The sequence below is a fragment of the Janthinobacterium sp. ROICE36 genome (assembly GCF_002869965.1).
Taxonomy (GTDB): Bacteria; Pseudomonadota; Gammaproteobacteria; order Burkholderiales; family Burkholderiaceae_D; genus Janthinobacterium.
In genome coordinates this window covers 19393-44593 of the sequence record NZ_PEBS01000035.1, presented here as the reverse complement: position 1 = coordinate 44593, position 25201 = coordinate 19393, and the positions used below count along the sequence as shown (strand labels likewise).

Annotated in this window: 25 protein-coding genes; 20 read left to right on the top strand and 5 right to left on the bottom strand. The window is 63.2% G+C overall.

All coding sequences use genetic code 11. The features are described 5' to 3' along the window. Nucleotides 1-106 precede the first annotated feature (106 nt). The gene (locus CSZ94_RS15505; RefSeq protein ID WP_258001006.1) at nt 107-340 is read left to right on the top strand and encodes a zinc-binding dehydrogenase; all 234 of its coding nucleotides are present in this window, start codon (nt 107-109) and stop codon (nt 338-340) included. Between the two features lie 61 nt (nt 341-401). Here the strand turns inward: CSZ94_RS15505 and CSZ94_RS15500 are convergent, their stop codons facing one another. Further along, entirely contained in the window at nt 402-1163 is a 762-nt protein-coding gene (locus CSZ94_RS15500; RefSeq protein WP_102122321.1) for a DeoR/GlpR family DNA-binding transcription regulator, read from the bottom strand. Nucleotides 1164-1357: 194 nt separating this feature from the next. Between CSZ94_RS15500 and glpD the strand changes: the two genes are divergently transcribed. From glpD to glpK, 8 genes are all read left to right on the top strand, one after another. Further along, complete coding sequence (gene glpD / locus CSZ94_RS15495; RefSeq protein WP_258001005.1) at nt 1358-2929, top strand: glycerol-3-phosphate dehydrogenase; 1572 nt, start codon at nt 1358-1360, stop codon at nt 2927-2929. Nucleotides 2930-3010: 81 nt separating this feature from the next. Continuing rightward, the gene (locus tag CSZ94_RS15490) at nt 3011-4105 is read left to right on the top strand and encodes an ABC transporter ATP-binding protein (RefSeq protein ID WP_102122320.1); all 1095 of its coding nucleotides are present in this window, start codon (nt 3011-3013) and stop codon (nt 4103-4105) included. Nucleotide 4106: 1 nt separating this feature from the next. Then, nucleotides 4107-5198 (top strand): ABC transporter ATP-binding protein, encoded by a 1092-nt coding sequence (locus tag CSZ94_RS15485; RefSeq protein WP_102122319.1) that lies wholly within the window; start codon nt 4107-4109, stop codon nt 5196-5198. Beyond that, nucleotides 5198-6082, top strand: a complete 885-nt coding sequence (locus CSZ94_RS15480; protein ID WP_102122318.1) for a carbohydrate ABC transporter permease — start codon at nt 5198-5200, stop codon at nt 6080-6082. The genes CSZ94_RS15485 and CSZ94_RS15480 overlap by 1 nt, the downstream gene beginning before the upstream one ends. Then, nucleotides 6079-6885, top strand: a complete 807-nt coding sequence (locus CSZ94_RS15475) for a carbohydrate ABC transporter permease (protein WP_102122317.1) — start codon at nt 6079-6081, stop codon at nt 6883-6885. Before CSZ94_RS15480 ends, CSZ94_RS15475 begins: the two co-directional genes overlap by 4 nt. Before the next feature lie 31 nt (nt 6886-6916). Then, on the top strand, nt 6917-7192 hold the full coding sequence (locus CSZ94_RS15470; protein WP_102122335.1) for a DUF2160 domain-containing protein: 276 nt from the start codon (nt 6917-6919) through the stop codon (nt 7190-7192). A 72-nt stretch (nt 7193-7264) separates the two neighbouring features. Further along, nucleotides 7265-8992, top strand: coding sequence for an ABC transporter substrate-binding protein (locus tag CSZ94_RS15465; protein ID WP_102122316.1), 1728 nt, complete (start codon nt 7265-7267; stop codon nt 8990-8992). Between the two features lie 80 nt (nt 8993-9072). After that, nucleotides 9073-10566: a glycerol kinase GlpK gene (glpK, locus tag CSZ94_RS15460; RefSeq protein WP_102122315.1), complete on the top strand. Its 1494-nt coding sequence runs from the start codon at nt 9073-9075 to the stop codon at nt 10564-10566. A 7-nt stretch (nt 10567-10573) separates the two neighbouring features. Here glpK and CSZ94_RS15455 read toward each other — a convergent pair whose 3' ends face one another. Both CSZ94_RS15455 and CSZ94_RS15450 read right to left on the bottom strand, forming a co-directional pair. Continuing rightward, entirely contained in the window at nt 10574-11134 is a 561-nt protein-coding gene (locus CSZ94_RS15455) for a YdcF family protein (protein WP_258001004.1), read from the bottom strand. Nucleotides 11135-11188: 54 nt separating this feature from the next. Continuing rightward, nucleotides 11189-11821, bottom strand: a complete 633-nt coding sequence (locus tag CSZ94_RS15450) for a cysteine hydrolase family protein (RefSeq protein WP_102122314.1) — start codon at nt 11819-11821, stop codon at nt 11189-11191. Nucleotides 11822-11964: 143 nt separating this feature from the next. On the opposite strand from CSZ94_RS15450, the gene CSZ94_RS15445 reads away from it, so the two are divergent. Further along, nucleotides 11965-12933 (top strand): GlxA family transcriptional regulator, encoded by a 969-nt coding sequence (locus CSZ94_RS15445; RefSeq protein WP_441326565.1) that lies wholly within the window; start codon nt 11965-11967, stop codon nt 12931-12933. A 53-nt stretch (nt 12934-12986) separates the two neighbouring features. Then, nucleotides 12987-13337: a hypothetical protein gene (locus tag CSZ94_RS15440; protein ID WP_102122312.1), complete on the top strand. Its 351-nt coding sequence runs from the start codon at nt 12987-12989 to the stop codon at nt 13335-13337. Between the two features lie 162 nt (nt 13338-13499). Here CSZ94_RS15440 and CSZ94_RS15435 read toward each other — a convergent pair whose 3' ends face one another. Next, nucleotides 13500-13847, bottom strand: coding sequence for a hypothetical protein (locus tag CSZ94_RS15435; RefSeq protein ID WP_102122311.1), 348 nt, complete (start codon nt 13845-13847; stop codon nt 13500-13502). A gap of 148 nt (nt 13848-13995) precedes the next feature. Beyond that, on the bottom strand, nt 13996-14496 hold the full coding sequence (locus CSZ94_RS15430; protein ID WP_102122310.1) for an Lrp/AsnC ligand binding domain-containing protein: 501 nt from the start codon (nt 14494-14496) through the stop codon (nt 13996-13998). A gap of 104 nt (nt 14497-14600) precedes the next feature. On the opposite strand from CSZ94_RS15430, the gene CSZ94_RS15425 reads away from it, so the two are divergent. The 9 genes from CSZ94_RS15425 (at nt 14601) to CSZ94_RS29185 (ending at nt 25129) form a co-directional block, all read left to right on the top strand. After that, complete coding sequence (locus CSZ94_RS15425) at nt 14601-15890, top strand: D-amino acid dehydrogenase (RefSeq protein WP_102122309.1); 1290 nt, start codon at nt 14601-14603, stop codon at nt 15888-15890. A gap of 13 nt (nt 15891-15903) precedes the next feature. Further along, nucleotides 15904-17022, top strand: coding sequence for an alanine racemase (gene alr, locus CSZ94_RS15420; RefSeq protein WP_258001003.1), 1119 nt, complete (start codon nt 15904-15906; stop codon nt 17020-17022). 89 nt (nt 17023-17111) lie between these two features. Next, a complete protein-coding gene (locus CSZ94_RS15415; RefSeq protein ID WP_102122307.1) occupies nt 17112-17669 on the top strand; it encodes an NADPH-dependent FMN reductase in 558 nt (185 codons plus the stop codon). A 138-nt stretch (nt 17670-17807) separates the two neighbouring features. After that, on the top strand, nt 17808-19382 hold the full coding sequence (locus tag CSZ94_RS15410) for a sensor domain-containing diguanylate cyclase (RefSeq protein ID WP_102122333.1): 1575 nt from the start codon (nt 17808-17810) through the stop codon (nt 19380-19382). A 305-nt stretch (nt 19383-19687) separates the two neighbouring features. Beyond that, nucleotides 19688-20131 (top strand): hypothetical protein, encoded by a 444-nt coding sequence (locus CSZ94_RS15405; RefSeq protein ID WP_102122306.1) that lies wholly within the window; start codon nt 19688-19690, stop codon nt 20129-20131. Between the two features lie 113 nt (nt 20132-20244). Then, nucleotides 20245-20571, top strand: a complete 327-nt coding sequence (locus tag CSZ94_RS15400) for a hypothetical protein (protein ID WP_102122305.1) — start codon at nt 20245-20247, stop codon at nt 20569-20571. A 1-nt stretch (nt 20572) separates the two neighbouring features. Next, entirely contained in the window at nt 20573-21931 is a 1359-nt protein-coding gene (locus tag CSZ94_RS15395) for a TolC family protein (RefSeq protein WP_102122304.1), read from the top strand. Between the two features lie 2 nt (nt 21932-21933). Beyond that, entirely contained in the window at nt 21934-23304 is a 1371-nt protein-coding gene (locus tag CSZ94_RS15390) for a multicopper oxidase family protein (RefSeq protein WP_102122303.1), read from the top strand. 169 nt (nt 23305-23473) lie between these two features. Then, a complete protein-coding gene (locus CSZ94_RS29185; protein ID WP_146009812.1) occupies nt 23474-25129 on the top strand; it encodes a methyl-accepting chemotaxis protein in 1656 nt (551 codons plus the stop codon). The last annotated feature ends 72 nt before the right edge of the window (nt 25130-25201 follow it).

Sequence of the window (25201 nt, the reverse complement as noted above, 5' to 3'; positions counted from 1 at the left end):
TCGTCCAGCGATGAAAAGCTGGAACGGGCGCGCCAGTTGGGCGCCGATCACCTGATTAACTGCCGGGCCAGGCCCGCCTGGGATGCGGGAGTGCTGAAACTGACCAGTGGGCGGCACGGCCGCCAGCGTCGACTTGCTGCCCGTCATCGTCAAGGCCTTGCGCATCGTCGGCAACAACACCGGTTCCGTGGCCGACCTGGCGCAGGCGGTCCAGGCCATTGCCGCACATGGCATCGTGCCCGTCATCGACCGCGTATTCAGCATTGACGATACGGCCGAAGCGTATGCGGAGCTGGCTGCCGGCGGACGCCACTTCGGCAAGCTTGCCATTGCGCACTGAGGCGGGGACGCCCTGTCTTGGACGGCGATGGCGCCCGCCACCGGCCGTGGGACGCGCGTCGTCAGGCAGCCACCACCACCTTCACGTTGGCGTCGCGCAATACTTCGGCAAAGCGGGCCGGCGGCGGCGCGTCGGTAAACAGGATGTCGACTTGCGCCAGGTCGGCCAGGCGCACCAGCGCCTTGCGGCCGAATTTATGCTGGTCGGCCACCAGCCACACTTCGCGCGACTGCTCGATGATGGCTTGCGCCACTTTCACTTCGCGCGCATCGAAGTCGCGCAAGCTGCCGTCTTCGTCGATGCTGGAAATGCCGATGATGCCGATATCGACCTTGAACTGGCGGATGAAGTCGATGGTCGCTTCGCCCACGATGCCGCGGTCGCGCCCGCGTACCACGCCGCCGGCCACGATGACTTCGCAGGCGGCGTTGTCGGCCAGGATGGCGGCCACGTTCAGGTTGTTCGTCACCACGTGCAAGCCCGTGTGCTGTCCCAGCGCGCGCGCCACTTCCTCGGTGGTGGTGCCGATATTGATCAGGAGCGAGCAGCCATGTGGCACTTGCGCCGCCACGGCGGTGGCGATGCGCCGCTTGGCTTCGCTGTTGAATACCTGGCGCTGGTGGTAATCGATGTTTTCCACCGATGAGGGCAAGCCCACGCCACCGTGATAGCGGGCCAGCAGGCGCGCTTCTTCCATCTGCTTGACGTCGCGCCGCACGGTTTGCGGCGTGACGTCGAGCTGCTGGGCCAATTCCTCGACCGACATGGTGACTTTCTGGCGCACCACTTCAAGCAAGCGGCGCTGGCGGGGATTCAAATTCATGGGCGTGTCTCTTTAAAATTCCAAAAACGAACAAAATCGAACAAATGTGGGTAAAAATATGTTGCTATGAGTTCGATTTATGGCGTAATCTTATCCATATTGTATTCGTATGACATCCGTATTGATCTTAACCACAGTCGCCGGGTGTGCCTAGTCTTTCTTGACCGCCTGTCCTTGATAACGATGGAGTCCCGATGGCCTCAGTACAGCTGGGAAACGACGCAGTGCCGGAATCGGCGATGGAATGCGACCTGCTGGTGGTGGGCGGCGGCATCAACGGCGCCGGCATCGCGCGCGACGCGGCCGGGCGGGGCTTGTCCGTGGTGCTGTGCGAAAAAGACGACCTGGCGGCCCACACCTCGTCGGCTTCCACCAAGCTGATACACGGCGGCCTGCGCTACCTCGAATACTATGAATTCGGCCTCGTGCGCAAGGCGCTGATCGAGCGCGAAGTGCTGCTGCGCTCGGCACCGCACATCATGTGGCCGCTGCGCTTCGTCATGCCGCATGCGCAGGGCCAGCGCCCGGCCTGGCTGATACGCGCCGGCCTGTTCCTCTACGACATGCTGGCGAAGCGGGAAATCCTGCCTGCCTCGCACGGCGTCGATCTTGCGCGCCACGCGGCCGGCAAACCGTTAAAACCCGAATTCAAGCGCGGCTTCGTGTATTCCGATGGCTGGGTCGACGATGCACGCCTGGTGGTCTTGAACGCCATCGACGCGGCGGACAAGGGCGCGCACGTGCTGACGCAGACGCGCTGCACGGCGCTGGCGCGCCAGGGCGAGGGTGAGGATGCTGCTTGGCTGGCCACCTTGCAGCACGCCAGCGGCAGGCAGACGCTGGTGCGCGCGCGCAGCGTCGTCAATGCGGCCGGTCCATGGACGGCCGAATTCCTGCAGCAGGCGGCGCCCGGCGGACAGGGCCGGCATTTGCGCTTGATCAAGGGCAGCCATATCGTCGTCAAGCGCCTCTACGCGCATGATCATGCCTACATCTTCCAGCATCCGGACGGACGCATCGTATTTGCCATTCCGTATGAGCACGATTTCACGCTGATCGGCACCACGGACCTCGACTATCAGGGCGAGCGAGGCAAGGTGGAAATCGATGACGAGGAAATTCGTTACTTGTGCGAGCTTTCCAGTTACTATTTCAGCAAGCCCGTCGTGCCAGCCGACGTGGTCTGGACGTATGCGGGCGTGCGCCCGCTGGTGGAAGACGCGGCGGCCGACGCCAAGGCCGTCACGCGCGATTATCGCTTCGAACTGGACCAGGAAGGGGCGCCGTTGCTCAGCGTTTTCGGCGGCAAGATCACCACCTTCCGCAAGCTGGCCGAGGAAGCGCTGGATATGCTGGCGCCCTTGCTGGGCAATACGCGGCCAGCCTGGACGGAACACGCCTGCCTGCCCGGCGGCGACGTGTTCGGCAGCACGCCGCAGAACAGATCGGTGCGCGAATTCGGCCAGTTCGTACAAAGCTTGCAGCGCGACTATGCCTGGCTGCCGGCGGCATTGGTGGCGCGCTATGCGCGCGCTTACGGCACGCGCATCCATCTGCTGCTCGATGGGCGCCGGGACGTGGCGGCCATGGGCGAGGAAATCGCCGCCGGCCTGTACGCGGCGGAAGTCGATTATTTGCGGCGCCATGAGTGGGCCGTCGGCGCGGCCGACATCCTGTGGCGGCGCTCCAAGCTGGGCCTGCACCTGCCGCGCGAGACGGCGGGCAGGCTCGATGCGTGGCTGTTGCAGCATCCCGTGTTGCCGTAGGAAGAACACAGAACACGCTGGCGACCGCGCCCCGCAGAGGGTGCGGCGAAGAATAAGAAACCATCACTGGAGGAGAAGCGCGTGCAACTGGTACTGGACAAGATCAGCAGGAAACAGGGTGCTGACGACTTTTTATATCCGATGTCGCTGGCCCTCGTGCCGGGCGCCATCAACGTCTTGCTGGGCACCACGCGTGCCGGCAAGACCACCCTGATGCGCGTGATGGCGGGCCTGGACAAGCCCAGCGGGGGCAGCGTCACGGCCGATGGCGTCGACGTGACGGGCGTGCCTGTCAGCCGTCGCAACCTGGCCATGGTGTACCAGCAATTCATCAATTATCCGGCCTTTACCGTGTACGACAATATTGCCTCGCCCTTGCGCTTGCGCAAGGTGCCCGAGGAGGAGATACGCGCGAAAGTGCTGGCGCTGGCCGAGCGCCTGCACATCACGCCGTATCTGCAGCGCACGCCAGGCGAACTGTCGGGCGGCCAGCAGCAGCGCACGGCGCTGGGACGCGCGCTGATCAAGGATGCCTCCCTGCTGCTGCTCGACGAACCGCTCGTCAATCTCGATTACAAATTGCGCGAGGAATTGCGCCGCGAATTGACGGAACTGTTTTCCAGCGGCAGCACGACGGTCGTGTACGCCACCACGGAACCGCTGGAAGCGCTGCAGCTGGGTGGCCACGTGGCTGTGCTGCATGAGGGGCGCTTGTTGCAGCAGGGGCCGACGCTAGACGTCTTCAACGCGCCCAATTCCATCGCCGTGGCGCGCACCTTCAGCGACCCGCCCATCAACCTGATTCCCGCGCGCGTGGATGCGCACGGCGTGGCGCAGGCGGCCGATGGCCTGGCGATTCACCTGAGCGGCGAACAGCGCGCGCGCCTGAGCGACAGCACGGAGGTGATTCTCGGCGTGCGCGCACACAGCCTGCACTTGTCGCCGCAGTCCGATGGCGACGTGGCCATCGCGGCGCAGGTGGACCTGGCGGAAATCAGCGGCTCGGAAACCTATCTGCATGCGCGCCGTGGCGAGCTGGCCCTGGTGGCGCAGCTTGGCGGCGTGCACAATCTGGAGATCGGCAGCGCCTGCACCGTGTATTGCCAGCCGCATGCCCTGCTGATCTTCGCGCAAGACGGCGGCCTGCTGTTCGCTCCTGTGCAAGGAGGAGTGTGACATGGCGCGCATCGAACTGGTCGACTTGGCCCACGCCTATAAACCGAACCCGACTGCACCCGCCGACTATGCGCTGCGGCCCATGAGCATGGCATGGCATGACGGCGGCGCGTACGCCTTGCTGGGCCCGTCCGGCTGCGGCAAGACGACCTTGCTCAATATCATCTCCGGCCTGGTGAAACCGTCGCATGGCAAGGTGCTGTTTGACGGCAAGGATGTGACGCAACTGCCCACCGAAGCACGCAATATCGCGCAAGTGTTCCAGTTTCCCGTCATCTACGACACCATGACCGTGCACGACAACTTGGCGTTTCCGCTGCGCAATCGCGGCTGGAAAGAAATCGAGGTGAAAAAACGCGTGCAGCAGGTGGCGCAGATGCTGGAGCTGACGGGCGACTTGAAACTGCGCGCCAGCGGCTTGTCTGTGGATGCCAAGCAAAAGATTTCGCTGGGACGGGGCCTCGTGCGCCCCGACGTGGCGGCCGTGCTGTTCGATGAACCGCTGACGGTGATCGACCCGCACCTGAAATGGCTGCTGCGTAGAAAATTGAAGGAAATCCACCACGAATTGAAGTTATCGTTGATCTACGTCACGCACGACCAGGTGGAAGCCTTGACCTTTGCCGACCAGGTGGTCGTCATGACGCAGGGCGAAGTGGTGCAGACGGGCAGCGCGCAAGCGCTGTTCGAGGAGCCGGAACACACGTTTGTCGGTTATTTCATCGGCAATCCGGGCATGAACTTGCTCGATTGCACCTTGGACGATGGCGCCGCGAGGGTGGCGGGACAGGCACTGACCGTGTCCGCTGCAGCCCGTGCGGCGCTGCTAGGGGCGCAAGGCAAAATCACCTTGGGCGTGCGGCCCGAATTCGTCGAATGCTTGCCGGCGGGCGAGAGTGGCGACCACTGCCTGGATGCCACGGTCACGGCCGTGCGCAACATGGGCACGCATTATCTGGCGGAATTCCAACTGGGCGGTGCAACGGTGGCGGCCAAGCTGCGCGCCATCGATGCGGTAGCGGGAAAGACTGTGCGGCTGCGCTTTCCGCCGCAACGAACCTTGTTCTATGTCAACGATAAGCGGGTGGCCTGATGATACATAACGGTAAAACCGACAACAACCGCCGCGCCTGGCTACTGATACTGCCCGTGCTGCTGTGCGTGGCCTTTTCCGCCATCTTGCCCCTGATGACGGTGGTGAACTATTCCGTGCAAGATATCCTGAGCCCCACGCAAAAGGTGTTTGTGGGCACCGAGTGGTTCCGCATGGTCATGCTGGACGGCGACTTGCACAGCGCCTTGCTGCGCCAGCTGCTGTTTTCCGGCTGCGTGCTGGCGATCCAGATTCCGCTGGGTATATTGATCGCCCTGTGCATGCCGGCCGATGGCTGGAAGGCCTCGCTGGCGCTGGTGCTGATCGCGCTGCCCTTGCTGATTCCCTGGAACGTGGTGGGTACTATCTGGCAAATCTTTGGCCGCGGCGACATCGGCCTGATGGGCTACAGCCTGAATCAGCTGGGTTTTGATTACAACTACAACGGCAATTCGCTCGACGCCTGGCTGACGGTGATGGTGATGGATATCTGGCACTGGACGCCCTTGGTCGTGCTGCTGTGCTACGCGGGCTTGCGCGCCATTCCCGACGCGTATTACCAGGCGGCACGCATCGACGGCGCTTCGCGCCTGGCCGTGTTCCGCTACATCCAGCTGCCGAAACTGCGCAATGTGCTGATGATCGCCGTGTTGCTGCGCTTCATGGACAGTTTCATGATCTACACGGAACCGTTCGTGCTGACGGGCGGCGGTCCCGGCAATGCCACCACCTTTTTGTCGCAATACCTGACGCAAAAGGCCGTGGGCCAGTTCGACCTGGGGCCGGCTTCCGCGTTTTCCCTGATTTACTTCCTCATCATCTTGCTGTTCTGCTTTGTGCTGTACACGTGGATGCAGCGCGTCGGCACGGGAGACCAGAAATGATGCACAAGAAAACGAGCACTGCCATCCTCGTCGTCTTTTTGCTGGCGTCCCTGTTGCCCATCTACTGGATGCTCAATATGTCGCTCAAGACCAACGAGGAAATCGTCGGTGTGCTGAGCCTGTGGCCCCGGCAGCTGACGTTTGCCAACTATCACACGATTTTCACGGACCTATCCTGGTACAGCGGTTACATCAATTCCATGATTTACGTGGCGCTGAACATGGTGATGTCGGTGACGGTCGCCTTGCCGGCCGCCTATGCCTTTTCGCGCTACAACTTTGTCGGCGACAAGCATTTGTTCTTCTGGCTCTTGACCAACCGCATGACGCCACCGGCCGTCTTCCTCGTGCCCTTCTTCCAGCTGTATTCGACGGTGGGCCTGATGGATACGCATCTGGCCGTAGCGCTGGCGCACATGGTCTTCAACGTGCCGCTGGCCGTGTGGATACTGGAAGGCTTCATGTCCGGCGTGCCCAAGGAAATCGACGAGACGGCGTATATCGATGGCTACAGTTTCCCCCGCTTCTTCATCCGCATCTTCTTGCCGATGATCAAGTCGGGCGTGGGCGTGACGGCTTTCTTCTGCTTCATGTTCAGCTGGGTGGAATTGCTGCTGGCGCGCACCTTGACTTCCGTCAATGCCAAGCCGATTGCCGCCACCATGACGCGCACCGTGTCGGCGGCCGGCATGGACTGGGGCGTGCTGGCGGCGGCAGGCGTGCTGACCATCGTGCCCGGCGCGCTGGTGATCTGGTTCGTGCGGCATTACATTGCCAAGGGTTTTGCGATGGGGAGGGTGTGACATGGAAAATACCAATGACAGCACAGCCAGCCTGTTCGGCTGGATGGCGTGGACGCCGGAAGTGGTCATCTTTTTCATTTGTATAGGCTTGATGCTGGCTGGCATGACGGTGTGGCAAATCCGCTCGCCCAGCATAGAGCGCAAGGGTTTCTTGCCCATGCCCACCACGCGCGGCGACCGTTTGTTCATCGGCCTCTTGCTGGCTGCGTATGTGAATCTGGCCTGGGCTGGCTTTACGGAAATGCAGCAGGCGATAGGTGCTGCCATCAGTTTTGTCTTGTTGTTGCTTGTCATGCGGTGGGGGTGAGCCGGCTTGCCGGTGTTGATGGAGGCCGGACCGTCAGCAGGCGGCCGGCAATAAAATAAAAGGAGATTCACGATGAAATTGAAGTTCACGGTCTTCGCGGCTGCGGCCATGCTCGTGTCGAATGCAGTCCTGGCTGATGCCAGGCAGGCGCAAACCTGGATCGACAAGGAATTCCAGCCATCCAGCCTGAGCAAGCAGCAACAGCTTGCTGAAATGAAATGGTTCATCGATGCGGCGGCCAAGTTGAAAGCCAAGGGCATCAAGGAAATTTCCGTGGTCTCGGAAACCATCGATACCCACGTCTACGAATCGAAGACCCTGGCCAAGGCTTTCGAGGAAATCACGGGCATCAAGGTGCGCCACGACATCATCCAGGAAGGCGACGTGGTGGAAAAGCTGCAGACCTCCATGCAGTCAGGCAAGAGCATCTATGACGGCTGGATATCCGATTCCGACCTGATCGGCACGCATTACCGCTATGGCGCCGTCGAACCCCTGTCCGACTACATGGCTGGCAAGGGCAGGGAATTCACCAACCCCGGCCTGGATTTGAAGGATTTCATCGGCATCAGCTTTACCACGGCGCCCGATGGCAAGGTGTATCAATTGCCCGACCAGCAATTTGCCAACCTGTACTGGTTCCGCGCCGACTGGTTCGCGCGCAAGGATTTGCAAGCCAAGTTCAAGGCCAAGTATGGCTACGAGCTGGGCGTGCCGCAAAACTGGTCCGCGTATGAAGACATCGCCGATTTCTTCACGAATGATGTGAAGGAACTGGACGGCAAGAAAGTCTATGGCCACATGGATTACGGCAAAAAAGACCCGTCGCTGGGCTGGCGCTTCACCGATGCGTGGCTGTCGATGGCTGGCGCGGCCGACAAGGGCATTCCGAACGGCATGCCGGTCGACGAGTGGGGCATCAAGGTGGCGGCCGACAAGTGCACGCCCGTGGGCGCGTCCGTCTCGCGCGGCGGCGCCACCAATTCGCCGGCGGCCGTGTTTGCGCTGACGAAATACATCGACTGGATGAAGAAATACGCGCCGCCGCAGGCGAACGGCATGAATTTCTCGGAATCGGGTCCCGTGCCGGGGCAGGGCGAAATCGCCCAGCAAATTTTCTGGTACACGGCATTTACGGCCGGCATGACGAAACCGGGCTTGCCGGTCGTCAACAAGGATGGCACGCCGAAATGGCGCATGGCGCCGTCGCCGCACGGCCCGTACTGGAAAGAAGGTATGCAGAACGGCTATCAGGACGTGGGTTCCTGGTTCCTGTTCAAGTCCACGCCGGACGACCGCAAGGCCGCCGCCTGGCTGTATGCGCAGTTTGTCACCTCGAAAACCGTCTCGCTGAAGAAATCGATTGTCGGCCTGACTTTCATTCGCGATTCCGACATCCGCCACGATTACTTCACGAAGCATGCAAACGAATACGGCGGCTTGATCGAGTTCTACCGCAGCCCTGCCCGCGTGGCGTGGACGCCGACGGGTAACAACGTGCCCGACTATCCGAAGCTGGCGCAGCTGTGGTGGAAGAACGTGGCCACGGCCATCACGGCGGAAAAGACGCCGCAAGCGGCCATGGATAAGCTGGCCGAGGAAATGGACCAGGTCATGGCGCGCCTGCAGCGGGCGGGCATGAAGGCGTGTGCGCCCAAGCTCAATCCGAAAGGCGACCCGAACCAGTATCTGTCGGACCAGCACGCTCCATGGAAAAAGCTGGCGAATGAAAAGCCGAAGGGTGAAACGATTGCCTACGATAAATTATTGCAGGCGTGGAAAGAAGGCAAGGTAAGGTAGTCGTGTAAACTTCTGCCGCCGCTTTTCCGGGGCACGGGCGCTTGCCCGTGCCCCTTCACTGTAAAGACGTAGTAGCGACCATGACCAAATATATACTTGCTTTAGACCAGGGCACCACCAGTTCGCGCGCCATTCTGTTTGACCATGCGGGCCGGCCGCACGCCAGCGCGCAGCGGGAATTCCGCCAGATATTTCCCCAGCCGGGCTGGGTCGAGCATGACGCGGGCGAAATCTGGGCCTCGCAAGAGGGCGTGCTGCAGCAAGTGCTGCGCGACAGCGGCGTGGCCGCATCCGACGTGGCCGCCATCGGCGTGACCAACCAGCGCGAAACGACGGTGCTGTGGGACCGCGCCACGGGCGAGCCCGTTGCCAATGCCATCGTCTGGCAAGACCGCAGAAATGCGGCCTACTGCGCGCAACTGGTCGAGCAGGGCAAGGCGGACTTGATCCAGCGCAAGACGGGGCTCGTGCTGGACGCCTATTTTTCCGCCACCAAGTTGAAATGGCTGCTCGACAAGGTGCCCGGTGCCCGCGCGCGCGCCGAGCGGGGCGAGCTGGCCTTCGGCACCGTCGACAGCTGGCTGATCTACAAGATGAGCGGCGCCCACCTCACGGACACGAGCAACGCGGCGCGCACCATGCTGTTCAATATTCACACTTTGCAATGGGACACGGATTTGCTGGCGCTGCTGGACATTCCCGCTTCGCTGCTGCCCGACGTCGTGCCATCGAGCGGCGTGGCCGCGTACACGCACGCGGCATTGCTGGGCGTCTCCGTGCCGATCGCCGGCATCGCGGGCGACCAGCAGGCCGCCACCTTCGGCCAGGCCTGTTTGCAACCGGGCATGGCGAAAAACACCTACGGCACGGGCTGCTTCATGCTGATGAACGTGGGCAAGCGCCCCTTGCCCTCGAAAAACCGCTTGTTGACGACGGTGGGCTGGAGCCTGGGAGCCGGTAGCGACAAGACCGATTACTTGCTCGAAGGCAGCGCCTTTATCGCGGGCGCGGCCGTGCAATGGATGCGCGATGGCATCGGCATCATCCGCGACTCGTCTGAAGTGGAAGCGCTGGCCACCAGCGTGCCCGATTCGGGCGGCCTGGTCTTCGTGCCCGCGTTTGCCGGGCTCGGCGCGCCGTACTGGGATCCGTACGCGCGCGGCACCCTGATCGGCATCACGCGCGGCACGGGCAAGGCGCACATCGCCCGGGCCGCGCTGGAAGGCGTGGCCTACCAGAACGTGGACGTCTTGTCCGCCATGCAGGACGATGCGGGCATCGCGCTATCCGAATTGCGCGTCGATGGCGGCGCGGCCCGCAACGACATGCTGATGCAGTTCCAGGCCGACATTCTGAACGTGCCCGTGGTGCGTCCCGTGGTAACGGAAACGACGGCCCTGGGCGCCGCCTACCTGGCGGGCCTGGCCGTGGGTTTCTGGGAATCGCAGGAAGAAATCGCCGCCCAATGGCAGGTGGGACGCCGTTTCGAACCGGCCATGGCGGCCGAGGAGCGCCTGACGCGCTTGCACAAATGGCAGCGGGCCGTGGAGCGGTCGCGCGACTGGAGTGAATAAGAGGGAATCAGGGCCGCGCGTAATACACGGCGTAGCCCAGCGTTTCGCGCGGCACGGAATACAGGTCGCGCAGCTCGAAGTAGGGCGCGTGCACCTGGCCGCTGACAGCGATGCCGGCCCGTTCCAGGGCCAGCCGGAAGCGCGGCACATGAAAATATTGCGTGGCGACCATGGCCGTGTGCCAGCCATGCTGGAGCATCAGGGCCGCCGCATTGCGGGCCGTGGCGTCCGTGGTCCAGCCTTGATTATCCTCAATGATGGCACTGGCCGGCACGCCGCGCTTGGCCAGGTAGCGGGCCATGGAAGCGGCCTCGTCAAAACCTTCCTTGCCCGTGGCTCCGCTGACGAGGATGTGCGGCGCCCTGTGTTCCTGGAACTGCCTGAGCGCCACGTCGAGCCGCGCCTGCAAGCGGGGGCTGGGCGTGCCGTCGGGCAGGATCGTATTGCCGGGCACGACGATCACGTCGGCAGGCGCCAGTTTGTCGTGCAGGCCCGCCAGCACCAGGGCGGCGGTGGCCAGCAGGAAAACACCCGCGGTCGTTAAGCCCAGCACAGTTATTTTTCGCATCGCTCAACATCAAGTTTGGAATGGACGCATCATACCCGTCCATTCCGGCAAGTGTCAGTTCGCCTGCGCTTGTCGCGCGCGCTGGTTCGACAGATAAATATTGTCCATTTCCAGAGGCTTGCCTTCGCGTACGGCAGCCAGCCAGTCCTGCGTGCTGACGACGGCGGCGAAATTCGAATGAAACACAGTGCTGAAGACGCGGTGGATTTCCTCCGCGCTGGCCGTGCCTCCCGCATTCGCGTAGGGCAGGGTGCCGGTGGCGTCCTGCAGGAACTCGACTTGCAAGCCGTCGTGCGCGGCGTGGTAGATGGTGGCGGCGTCGCAGTTGTGCGTCATGTAGCCGATCACCGTCAAGGTGTCGATGCCATGGCTCTCCAGCCAGGCGCGCAAGTCCGTGCCCGCAAACGCGCTGCCCATGACCTTGTTGATGCGGTGGTCGGCGGGGAAGGCGGCCACTTGCGGATGCAACTGCCAGCTGTCGCTGCCTTTTGCGAAGATGGGGGAGGCTTCCGGCGCATCGTGCTGGACGACGATCACGGGCACGCCGGCGGCGCGGGCGGCGGCCATGGCGGTGACGATATTCGGCAGCGAGATGTCGACGGACGGGTATTCGATGGGCATGTCGCCCGTGAAGTATTCATTTTGTACATCGATGACGAGCAGGGCGCGACGTGGGGCGGTGGACATGGGTTCTCCTGGAAAGGTTGAAAAGAGGAAACAGCTCCTCGATAAGGCCATTGTCAGGCCGTGCGCCGTAAATATAAAGTGGCCTGAAGGCCGATATGCGATAAAATCGGGCCATGCCTACTATTCCTGCTTCTTCCTCCCTTCTGAGCGTGGCCGTGATCGCCTTCGACGGCATGACGCCATTTCACTTGTCCGTGCCTTGCCTCGTGTTTGGCGCCCAGACGGACGAGGTCGATCTGCCGCCTTTCCACGTGCGCGTGTGCGCCGCCGATCCCTCACCCCTGCGCACGGCGGCTGGCTTTTGCATCACGCCCGAGTTCGGGCTGGAAGGAGTGGAGGGGGCCGATATCGTCATCATGCCGGCGTGGCACGACGATTGCCGCGCTGCGCCGGCGCCATTGATCGAGGCACTGCAGGCGGCCAGCCGGCGCGGTGCGCGCATGGTGGGCCTGTGTCTGGGCGCGTTTCCCCTGGCGCAGGCAGGCTTGTTGGATGGCAAGAGCGCGGCCACGCACTGGGGCATGGCGGACGGGCTGGCGGCCCGCTATCCCAAGGTCAGGGTGGACCGGGAAGTGCTGTATGTGGACGATGGCGGCGTGCTGACGTCAGCGGGCGTGGCGGCCGGCCTCGATTGCTGCCTGTATTTGCTGCGCCAGCTGGCGGGCGCCGAGGTGGCCAACCGGGTGGCGCGCCGGCTGCTGGTGGCGCCGCACCGCCAGGGTGGGCAGGCGCAATTCATCGAGCGCCCGCTGCCCGTGTCCGGCAGCGAAGGGCGCTTCGCCGATGTGCTCGCCTGCGTGACGGCCAGCCTGGGCCAGGCGCACAGCATCGACGCGCTGGCCGAGCGGGCCGCCATGAGCCGGCGTAATTTTACGCGCCATTTCCGCCAGGCCACGGGTACGTCATTCAAGCAGTGGCTGCTGAACCAGCGTCTGGCGCATGCGCAAGGCATGCTGGAAAAAAGCGCGGCCTCGATCGATGTCGTGGCGCAAGAGGCTGGCTTCGGCACGGCCCTGTCGCTGCGCCAGCATTTCCGGGCGAACTTGCAGACGTCGCCATCGGCGTATCGCAAGCTGTTCCGGCAGCAACTAAGCCATGCCCGACAACCATAGCGCTGCCGAGTCGCCGCTGCCCTGGGGCAGCTTCCAGCGCGCACATACTGGCCATGCAGCAGCACCAGGGCGTCCGTATATTCGGGCAGGATGGCCAGCGCCGCTTCCAGCAGCGCGATGGCAGCGTCCGGGTTGCGCTGCGCAATCCATTCCTTGGCAGCCAGGAAGGCGGCGCGCGGCGAGGCGGCATCATCGGCCAGCGAGGGCGTGGCGATATACTCGTCCTCTGCGGCTGCGTGGGCTTGCAGAAACGCCGCCAGGCTGGAAAAGTGTGGCTGGATACGCCATTCGTCATGCCACGTCTCGACCACGATCGGTTCGAACGCTTCGCGGCCGATGGGCCAGTACAGGCCGAAAGTGTCGCCGTTGCCCAGCGCGCCTTCGGAAAACGGTGTGAAGCCTAGCGGTGGATACGCTGTCGTGTGTTGCCAGTCTTGTTCCGCCGAAAGGTGGGCGAAGTTAGCAGGTCGTTGCATGGGGCGCAGGAAGAGAAAACGCCAGTGTAGAACAAGAGGGCGCGGCTGGCGCGTTCCCCATGGCTTGCTTGTGCAGCTTATTTGCGTGATTTACTTGCGCGGCTCGTGTATCCGGAATTTCCTGACGATGCCCGCCTGGTCGAACATGACGGCCACTTCGCGCGTGCCTTTTTCGCCCAGCAGGGGGATCAGCCGCGTCACCTTGGGCGCTTGCAACTGGTTCTTGTAGACCCAGACTTCATAGCCCGGATCGAAGCTGACGACGGTGGCGTTGCCCAGGGCCGCGTCGAGGTCGAGGCGGGTGGTCTTGCCCACCTTGATGTTCTGATAGAAGGCGCCGTTATCGGGCGCGCGGTTGACCTTGTATTCACTGGCGGTGCACATGGCCACGGCCAGGCCCGCGAGGCAGGATGCTGCCAGTTTTATCAATGTGTTCATATGGACTCCCAGTGTGCATCACTGCTTCCAATCTCAGAGGGGACGGGCGTGATGTCAGGTGGGGAGTGTGCTTGTGTCGCCACGAATGTGCTACAAGATTATACAAAGGCGAACAAAACGATGCTACCGGTACCGGCAGCCGGTACCTTCAGCGGCTCTGCAGCACGTCGGTGGGCAGCGCCAGGGTTTCCTTGATTTCTTCCATCACCACATAGCTTTTCGATTGCGCGGCGCCCGGCAGTTGCAACAGCATGTCGCCCAGCAGCTTGCGGTACTCGGCCATTTCATGGATGCGCGCCTTGATCAGATAGTCGAAGTCGCCCGACACCAGATGGCATTCCTGTACTTCGGGAATTTGCAGCACTTCGCGGCGGAATTGCTCGAAGGCAGACGCCGATTTTTGATTCAGCGTAATCTCCACAAAGACGAGCAGCTTGGCGCCCAGCGCGGCCGGGTTCACCTTGGCGTGGTAGCCCGTGATGACGCCGTCGCGTTCCATGCGCTTGACCCGCTCGATGCAGGGCGTGATCGACAGGCCCACCTGTTCGCCCAGGTCTTTCATCGAGATGCGGCCATCCTGTTGCAGGATGCGCAGGATGTGGCGGTCCAGCTTGTCGAGGCCACGTGCCGATTCTTTAAGGATTCTCATGATTTATTGCTGAATATCTCGATTTATACGTGAACAAATACTGGCTCTTTCCCAATATGATAGCGGTTAATCTGGCGCTAGCCATAAATATAATCGAGGAAACTATGCGTATTGTGATTCTGGGTAGCGGCGTCATCGGCGTCACCAGTGCTTACTATCTGGCCAAGGCAGGACATGAGGTGACCGTCATCGACCGCCAGCCGGGCCCGGCACTGGAAACCAGCTTCGCGAATGCGGGGCAAATCTCGCCCGGCTACGCCTCGCCATGGGCGGCGCCCGGCATTCCCTTGAAAGCCGTGAAGTGGATGATGCAGCGCCACGCACCGCTGGCCATCTCGCTCGACGGCAGCGCCGCCCAGCTCAAGTGGATGTGGCAGATGTTGCGTAATTGCACCCCGGAAGCGTATGCCGTGAACAAGGAACGCATGGTGCGCCTGGCCGAGTACAGCCGCGACTGCTTCAAGGTGCTGCGCGCCGAGGCGGGCATCACCTATGAAGGCCGCCAGCAAGGCACGATGCAATTGTTCCGCACTGAAAAGCAATACAACGACGCCGCGAAAGATATCGAAGTGTTGAAAGACGCAGGCGTGCCGTATGAAGTGCTGCAGCGCAACGAGTTGTCGCGCGCCGAACCGGCCCTGGAAGGTGTCAAGGATAAACTGTTCGGTGGCTTGCGCCTGCCCAACGATGAAACGGGCGATTGTCAGCTGTTTACCACGCGCCTGTCGGAAATGGCCGTGGCGCTGGGCGTGAAGTTCCGTTATGGCGTGGCCATCGATGCCTTGCTGACGCAGGGCGACGAAATTGCTGGCGTGCAATGCGGCGCGGAAATCGTCAAGGCCGATTCCTATGTGGTGGCCCTCGGTTCCTACTCGACCGGCTTCATGAAGCCGCTGCTGGACATTCCCGTGTATCCGCTGAAGGGCTATTCGATCACCGTGCCTATCGTCAACGCGGCCAAGGCGCCCGTGTCGACCATCCTCGATGAAACCTACAAGATAGCCGTCACGCGTTTCGACGACCGCATCCGCGTGGGCGGCATGGCGGAAATCGCCGGCTACAACCTGGACCTGAACCCGCGCCGCCGCGAAACCCTGGAAATGGTCGTCAATGATCTGTTCCCCGGCGCCGGCAACACGGCGCAGGCCACGTTCTGGACGGGCTTGCGCCCGATGACGCCGGACGGTACGCCGATCGTCGGCCGCACGCCGCTGCGCAACCTGTTCCTGAACACGGGCCACGGCACTCTGGGCTGGACCATGTCCTGCGGTTCGGCGCAATTGCTGGCCGACCTGATGTCGTCGAAGCAGCCGGCGATTCTGGCCGAAGACCTGTCCGTCAGGCGCTACAGCGGCGCGCAGCGCAGCGGCAAGTTGCAATACGCGGGAGCCTGAGATGGCGGCCAGCATGCCTCCGAAGGAACGTAGCGGCGCCATCCTGACGGTGGACCTCGATGCCGTGCGCGCCAACTACCGCTTGCTGCGAGACAAGGCGCACCCGGCCGCCTGCTCGGCCGTGGTGAAGTCCGACGCGTATGGCCTGGGCGCCGCGCAAGTGGGCGCGGCCCTGTATGAAGAGGGTTGCCGCCATTTCTTCGTGGCCCATCTGGAAGAGGGCATCAGCCTGCGCCCGCACGTGGCGCCGGACGCGGACATCTTCGTGCTGCACGGCCCGCCCGTCGATACGGAAGGTGAATTCACGGCCCACGGCTTGATACCCGTGCTCAACAGCGAGCCGCAGGTGGCGGGCTGGCGCAAGCATGCAGCAGCGCTGGGCACTACCCTGGACGCCATCGTGCAGGTCGACAGCGGCATGTCGCGCATGGGCTTGTCGCCGCGTGAAATCGATGGCTGGCTGCAGGATGCACACTTTCTCGATGGCATCAAGGTGCGCTACATCATGAGCCACCTGGCGTGCGCCGACGAACGGAGCAACCCCATGAATGGCGAGCAACTGGCCCGTTTCACCGCCATCCGCGCCCGTTTGCCGCAGTATCGCGCCAGCCTGGCCAATTCTTCGGGCATCTTCCTGTCGCCCGACTATCACTTTGACCTGGTGCGCCCCGGTGCTGCCCTGTACGGCATCGCGCCGCAGGGCGACGCGCCCAATCCCCTGCGCTCCGTGGTCCGGCTGCAAGGCAAGGTGCTGCAAACGCGCACGATCGCCGCCGGCGACCACGTCGGTTACAGCCGCCGCTACACGGCCAGCGAGCCGCGCCAGGTCGCCACCGTCTCCGTCGGTTATGCCGATGGCTGGCTGCGCAGCATGAGCAACCAGGGCCTGGCCATCGTCGATGGCGTGAAAGTGCCGCAGATCGGCGCCATCTCCATGGATTCCATCACCCTGGACGTGAGCACCATCGCGCAGGAGCGCGTGGTGCCGGGCAGCCTGGTCGACCTGATTTGCGCCGAACACCCGGTCGACGCCGTGGCGGCCATGGCCAATACCATCGGCTATGAAGTGTTGACGAATCTGGGCGGGCGCTATTACCGCGAGTATCAAGGCCTCGCGCAAGCCGCACGCTAGACAGCGCGAAACCGATGATTGTGTGGCAAGATAGCCTTGGTGTGAGCTTCACTCCAGGGCTATTTTTTTCATCATGATCGGGGATTTCTATGAGTCAATATCAAGTTGCAATCATCGTCGGCAGCCTGCGCAAGGATTCCTTCAACCGCAAGCTGGCCGACGCCATCATCAAGCTGGCGCCGCCCGAATTTTCTTTTAAACATATCGACATCGGCGACTTGCCGCTGTACAACCAGGATGACGATGGCGCACAGGCCGAGCAGGTGTTGCGCCTTAAATCCGACATTTCTGCTTCGCAAGCCTTGCTCTTCCTCACGCCCGAATACAACCGCTCTATCCCTGGCGTGCTGAAAAACGCCCTCGACCACGCTTCGCGCCCGTATGGCCAGAGCGTGTGGGGCGGCAAGCCGGGTGCCGTGCTCGGTGTTTCCGTGGGTGCCACGGGCACGGCGCTGGCGCAGCAGCATTTGCGCAATGTGCTGGCCTATCTGGATGTGCCCCTGCTGGGCCAGCCCGAGATGTTTATCCAGGCCAAGGAAGGCCTGTTCGACGAGCATGGCGGCATCGGCCCGGCCAGCCTGGGCTTCTTCCAAGGCTGGATGCAGCGCTATGTGGACTGGGTCAGGAAGCACGCCATCCACGCTTGATGCATAGCAAGGCGACAGCGTCCTGCGTTGCCGCTTGCCCACATTCTTTGAGCATGGATGCCAAGATTTCAATATTGGCACGGTTGTCTCGGTATAATGCGCCCTTTCTTTAGCGCAATATTTTTTCTTGCCGACGCCATGTGGACTAAACCTGTTCCGCGCATGAATTTGCGCCGTTTGATCGTGCTCGTGGCCTTTGCCAGCGCCCTGGTGTCGCTGGTCAATACGTTTTATGCCAGCTACAGCGTGCAGCGCCAGTTGCTGATCGACACCACCCTGGAAGCGAACCACGCGTATGCGAGCAAGCTGGCCAGCACGGCCGAGGATTTCCTGCAATCGGCGCGCCAGCAGCTCGCTTACAGCGCCGGCGGCCTGCCGGCGCGCATGGGCGACAACGCCTGGCTGACGGACGAGGCGCAGCGGCTGCGCCTGCAAACGAACAGCTTCAATTCCGTGCTCATCGTCGATGCCCAGGGCAAGGTGCTGGGCGTGTCGCCGGAAACGCTGGCCCTCAAGCACCGCACGCTCGATTCGGCCGGCGCCGTGCAGGCGCTGCGCGAGCGGCGCCCGCTGGTGACGCAGCCGTACATGTCCTCGGCCGGCAACCTGGTGGTCTTCATTTCGCATCCCATCGTCGGCAAGGATGGCCGCTACCTCGGTTATGTGGGCGGCAGCATCTACCTGAAACAGAAAAACATCCTGTACACCATGCTGGGCCAGCATTACTACCGCGACGGCTCCTACCTGTACGTGGTGGACCAGAACCGCCGCCTGCTGTACCACCCGGACCCCGAGCGCCTGGGCGAGGTGGCTGGCAGCAATGACGTGATCGACACCATCATCGCGCAGCAGGGCGGCGGCAACCGGCGCATGCACAACAGCCTGGGCGTGGACATGCTGGCCGGCTACGCCGTCATGCCGTCGACGGGCTGGGGCATCGTGGCGCAGCGTCCGACGGCCATGACGCTGGCCCCGCTGAACCAGCTGATGGTCAATACGGTCTGGTATTCCTTGCCGATCGCCTTGCTGAGCCTGCCATTCATCTGGTGGCTGGCCAGCCTGATTTCGCGGCCCCTGGTGCAGCTGGCCGAGGGCGCGCGGCGCATGGATGCGCCCGGCACGGCAGAACGTATCGCCGCCATCCGCTCGTGGTACGTGGAGGCGGCGCAGATCAAGAAAGCCTTGCTGAAGGGCTTGGCGTTGTTGCAGAACAAGATCGGCAAGCTGAAGACGGACGTGGAAACGGACCCGCTGACGGGTTTGTCGAACCGGCGCGGCATGGCGGCAGCGCTGGATGTCTGGCAGGCGCAGGCGCGACCCTTTTCCGTCATCGCCATCGATATCGACCATTTCAAGCAAGTCAACGACCGCTGGGGCCATGCCGTGGGCGATGACGTCATCCTGCGCCTGGCGCAGCTGATGCGCGCCTGTTCGCGCGATGCCGACGTGCTGTGCCGCAATGGCGGCGATGAATTCATCATGCTGCTGCCCGACGCCGACCTGGACGCGGCCATGCAGGTGGCCGAGCGCCTGCGCGCCAAGGTGGCGGCCGCCGTGATTCCCGGCGCGGGCGCCGTCACGGTCTCGCTGGGCGTGGTCTCGTCGTCGCACGGTGCGCGCAGCACGGACGCCGTGTTGCTGGCCGCCGATGCAGCCCTGTATGTGGCCAAGGAAAACGGACGCAACCGCGTGGGACTGGCCGAGCCTGCCTGACAGGCGGACGTGCGGCATAAACTGATCCGCTGTTTTCTGTTGTCTCTGAGCCTGTCCGGTTTGCCCGCCAGCGCTTGCCATCTGGCCCTGATGAGGTACTAGGAGGACAGCAGCGATGGCAGGGATGGATATTGATGACGTTTGAGCAAGAGCTTGGCATCCGCTGCACCCGTTCCGCCTGAGCGTGCCAGGCCCTGTTCGAAGGGCAGGGATATTATGGTGCGTACGGCATCTGGCTGACGCACGGCTACGTGCGCAAATAGGGACTTGACCTTCCACATGTGGGAAGGTTTATAGTCCATGCCATGAACCGTGCCTTTTTTCGCTTTTCCCGCTTTTTCGCCCGCTCGCTGCTCTGGCTGCTGGCCGTCACCTTGCCCTTGCAGGGCTTTGCGTCGGCCATGCGCAGCTGTTGCGTGGACGAGCTGGCGGCAACGGCGACCGTCGTGGCAGCGCAGGCGCAGGCGCCCCAGTGCCACAAGATGGACGATGCGGGCGACATGGCCGACATGCAGATGGCGGACCAGCCGATGACAATGGCCATGCACGATGGCGGTGCCACGCAGCATGGCCACGATTGCAGCAACCATGGCGCGTGTACCGTGGGCGCCACGGCGCCGCCGGGCATGCCGGCCTTGCACGCCTTGATTCTGCGCGCGCCGCCACCGGCGCTGGCGCCCGATTCCCTGTTCGCCGGGCATATCCCGCCTGGTCCCGAACGTCCCCCGAGAAGCACGCGCTCCGCCTGACCGCCCGTTGAACCTGGCGGTGCCGCCGTCGCACGTGCTTGCACCTTGCACCGGCCGCGCCAGCGTTCCAATAGCGCGCCCGCCGCGCCATACCCTGTCAATCAAGGAATGCCATGAAATACCTGTTCAGCCTCGCGCTGGCGGCGCTGCCGCTGGCCGCCAGTGCCGCCCGCCCGGTCGCCGCCGTCACGCCCGCCCCGCAAGAGGCGCAAGCGCCCGTGCCGGCCAGCACGTACCGCTCCGCCTTTGCCGGCTACCGTCCCGCCGCCGAAGACGAGGCCACGCCCGACCAGGCCTGGCGCGCCGTCAACGAGAAAGTCGGCAAGGCCGGCGGCCACATGGGCATGATGAAGATGGAGGGCCACAAGATGCCAATGGATAAGCCCACTGCCAAACCGCCCGCCCAGCCCGCCCCGCAACACCAGCACGAAGGACACTGACATGGCCCGTTTCACAAAATCAACTTGTTTGACGCCGCTGGCGCTGGCGGCCGTCTTGCTGCTCAGCGGCTGCGCCAGCTTCAGCCCCGATGGCGGCATGCAGACGGTGTCCGCGCTGGCCGACGCCCGCACGGGCGCTCCCGCCGCTCTGGCGGACAAGGGCGGCGAGGATAAATTGGCTACCCTGCTGGCCCAGCCCCTGGACGCCGACAGCGCCGTGCGCATCGCCCTGATGAACAACCACGGCATGAAAGTGGCGCTGGCCCAGCTGGGCGCGTCCGAGGCGGACCTGGTGCAAGCGGGACGTTTGCGCAACCCGGGCCTGTCGTTCGGCCGCTCGCATGGCAGCCACGGCAATGAAATCGACCGCGGCGTCAGTTTCGACCTGGCAGGACTGCTGACCATGCCGATGCGCGTCAACATCGAGCGGGGCCGTTTCGAGCAAGCCAAGCTGCAGGCAGCCAGCAGCGCCGTGCAACTGGCGTCTGACACGCGGCGCGCCTACTTCAATGCCGTGGCCGCCGTGCAGACGGAAGCATTCATGCAGCGGGCGCTGGTGTCGGCGGAGGCGGGCGCCGAACTGGCCACGCGCCTGCGGCAGGCGGGCAACTGGAGCCGCCTGGACCAGGCACGCCAGCAAGTGTTTTATGCGGACGCCGTCGGCGACCTGGCGCGCGCGCGCCACCAGGCCACCGCCACGCGCGAGCACCTGACGCGGCAGCTGGGCCTGTGGGGCAAGCAGACGGCCTTTACTTTACCGTCGCGCCTGCCGGACTTGCCGGCCCAGGCGGTGCAGGCGGCCAATATCGAGGCGCAGGCGATGGAGCAGCGCCTGGACGTGCAGATGCGCAAACTCGATGCGCACGCGACGGCCGACGCGCTGGGCCTTGCCAAGGTGACGGGTTTCGTCAATGTGCTCGACGTGGGCTATACCAACAAGAGCACGAACGAGGCGCCGCGCGAGAACGGCTATGAGGTGTCGCTGGAATTGCCTCTGTTCGACTGGGGTACGGCGCGCAACGCCAAGGCGCAAGCCTTGTACGAGCAGTCGCTGCAGCGCACGGCGGGCACGGCGGTGCGGGCCCGCTCCGAAGTGCGCGAGGCGTATTCCCGCTACCGCACGACGTATGACCTGGCGCGCCACTACCGCGATGAAGTCGTGCCGCTGCGCAAGACGATTTCGCATGAAGTATTGCTGCGCTACAACGGCATGCTGGCCAGCGTGTTCGAGCTGCTGGCTGACGCGCGCGAGCAGGTCGCCAGCGTGAACAGCGCCATCGACACCCAGCGCGATTTCTGGATCGCCCAAACCGAATTGCAGTCAGCCATCAATGGCAGCGGCTCTGCCGCGAAGGAATAATGATGATTACACGTAGAAACTTTTTCATGAATGCGGGCGCTGTCGCCCTCAGTGCGGCAGCCGTCAGCAGAGTCGGCGCGGCATCGTTGCCGGAAGCCGTCAGCATGGCCGGCGCCGATACCAAGGCGCCGCCACCGCCGCCGAACGGGCGGCCATTCAACCCCGTCGTCACCCTGAATGGCTGGTCCTTGCCCTGGCGCATGAACAACAACGTCAAGGAATTTCATTTGGTGGCCGAACCCGTCGTGCGCGAACTGGCGCCCGGCATGCAAGCGAATCTGTGGGGCTACAACGGCCAGTCGCCGGGGCCCACCATCGAAGTGGTGGAGGGCGACCGCGTGCGCATCTTCGTCACGAATAAATTGCCGGAACACACGAGCGTGCACTGGCATGGCCAGCGCTTGCCCAACGGCATGGATGGCGTCACGGGCCTGACCCAGCCTGGCATTCCTCCGGGCAAGACTTTCGTCTATGAATTCGTCGCCAAGCGCCCCGGCACCTTTATGTACCACCCGCATGCCGATGAAATGACGCAGATGGCCATGGGCATGATGGGATTTTGGGTGACGCACCCGAAAGACCCGAACTTCATGAAGGTGGACCGCGATTTCGTCTTCTTGCTCAGCAACTACGACATCGATCCCGGCAGCTACACGCCGAAGATCATGACCATGACAGACTTTAATTTGTTCACTTTCAACAGCCGCGTCTTCCCCGGCATCGCCCCCATGGTGGTGCGCCAGGGCGACAAGGTGCGCGTGCGCGTGGGCAATCTGACCATGACCAACCATCCGATCCACATGCATGGCCATGAATTCGAGGTGACGGGCACGGATGGCGGCTGGACCCGGCCCGAATCGCGCTGGCCCGAAGTGACAACCGATATTGCCGTGGGCCAAATGCGCGCCGTGGAGTTCACGGCCACCGACCTGGGCGACTGGGCTTTCCATTGCCACAAGTCGCACCACACGATGAATGCCATGGGGCATGATGTGCCCACCATGATAGGCGTCGACCACCAGGGCGTGGCCGCGAAGATCAACCAGCTCGTGCCCGGCTACATGGTGATGGGCGAGCGGGGCATGGCCGACATGGGCGAGATGCAGATGCCGATCCCCGACAACACCTTGCCGATGATGGCCGGCGACGGTCCCTTCGGTGCCATCGGCATGGGCGGCATGTTTACCACGGTGAAGGTGCGCAAGGAGCAGAAGCCGGGCGACTACCGCGACCCGGGCTGGTGCAAGCACCCGGCCGGCAGCGTGGCCTATGAATGGACGGGCGCCTTGCCGGAACCGGTGCGTGGCCAGGGCACGGCCAAGAGCGGCGTGGAAATGACGGTGCGCAAGCCGGCCGGCCACAGCGGACATTAAGGATGCGCCCGAACGGCTTGCCTAGCATGGCAAGCCGTTTTGCATGTTGTTGCACATCAATGAATTATTGTTTGGTGACAATCCGAGCATTTTGTTTCGTGGTTTTTCTTTATATTCAAGCCAGTACGCTCCAGTTGCATCGAGTATGGGCCAGTCTACGGGGGAAATCATGTTGAACCGGATGAAGGTGGGAACGCGCTTGCTGGCGGCATTTTTCTGTGTCGCGCTGATGGGGGCCATCGTGGCCGGCATCGGCATCTTCAACATGGGCAAGATCGATACCATGGCGGGGCAGATGTACCACAGCGAATTGCTGGGCCTGTCGCACATCAAGGAAGCCAACATCGCCTTGATCAAGGTGGGCCGCGCCCGTAGTAATTTTTTGCTGGCCACTACTGACGAAGAGCGCGCCAAGCGTCAGGCCGACATCGCCAAATTCCTCGACGTGAATAAAAGCTACCTGGTCAAGGCGCAACCGCTGTTTGTCACGCCCGCTGCCAAGGAGCTGTTTGCCCGTTTTGCCGCCGTCGAAGCGGACTATATTGCCACCATGCGGCAGGCGCTGGCGCTGGCTGCGGCCGAGCCGCTGGCCCAGCGTAGCGCGCAACTGATCGATCTGCTCAACAAGACGCGGCTGCATGCCGACGAACTCGACGATGTGCTGGATAAACTCTCGCTGCAGAAAGAAGCGCGCGCCAGGGCGGCGGCCGAGCAGGCGTCCGGCGTGTACCAGGCCAGCCGCAGCTTCATGATTGCGCTGGTGCTGGGCAGCGTGGCGGCCGGCCTGGCGCTGGGCGCGCTGATCACGCGCGGACTGACGCGCCAGCTGGGCGGCGAACCGGCGTATGCCGTCAGGATCGCCGGTGCCATCGCCGGCGGTGACCTCACCATAAATATCCGCACGGCCAGCGACGACAGCGACAGCCTGCTGTTTGCCATGAAATCCATGCGCGACAAGCTGGTGGGCATCGTCAGCCAGGTGCGCTCGGGTACGGATACCATCAACACGGCTTCGGGCGAAATCGCCCAGGGTAACCTGGATTTGTCGTCACGTCCGGAAGAGCAGGCCAGTTCGCTGGAAGAGACCGCTTCATCGATGGAGCAGCTGACCTCGGCCGTGCGCCAGAATGCCGACAATGCGCGCCAGGCTAATGTACTTGCCGGCGCCGCCTCCGAGGTGGCCGGCAAGGGCGGCGCCGTGGTGGGGCAGGTAGTGCAGACGATGGAATCGATCAATGCCTCTTCGCGCAAGATCGTCGACATCATCGGCGTCATCGACGGCATCGCCTTCCAGACCAATATCCTGGCCTTGAACGCGGCCGTGGAAGCGGCCAGGGCGGGCGAGGAGGGGCGCGGTTTTGCCGTCGTGGCGTCTGAAGTGCGCAACCTGGCGCAGCGCTCGGCCAGTGCGGCCAAGGAAATCAAGACCCTGATCGGCGACTCCGTCGAGCAGGTGGAAATCGGTTCCAAGCTCGTGCATGACGCGGGCAAGACCATGGATCAAGTGGTCGCCAGCGTGCGCCAGGTGGCCGACATCATGCAGGAAATCACGGCCGCCAGCGCCGAACAAAGCGCCGGCATCGAGCAAGTCAACCAGGCTGTGCTGCAAATGGACCAGGTGACGCAGCAGAACGCGGCCCTGGTGGAGGAGGCGGCGGCTGCCGCCGCCTCGCTGCAAGAGCAGGCGCACACCTTGACGGAACTGGTGGGCGTGTTCCGCCTGCATGCCCAGGCCCAACAGCTGGCCATACCGCCAGCGAGCAACGTCACGCCGCTGCGCCGGCCGGCGCCCCCGGCCAGGCAGGGCGTGCGGCGCCTGGCTTGAACGCGGCTGGCTCGGGCACCATCGGCGCGGTGGTGGTAGGCTGTCGTTATTGCGCGTTTGCCGCTTCCGGGT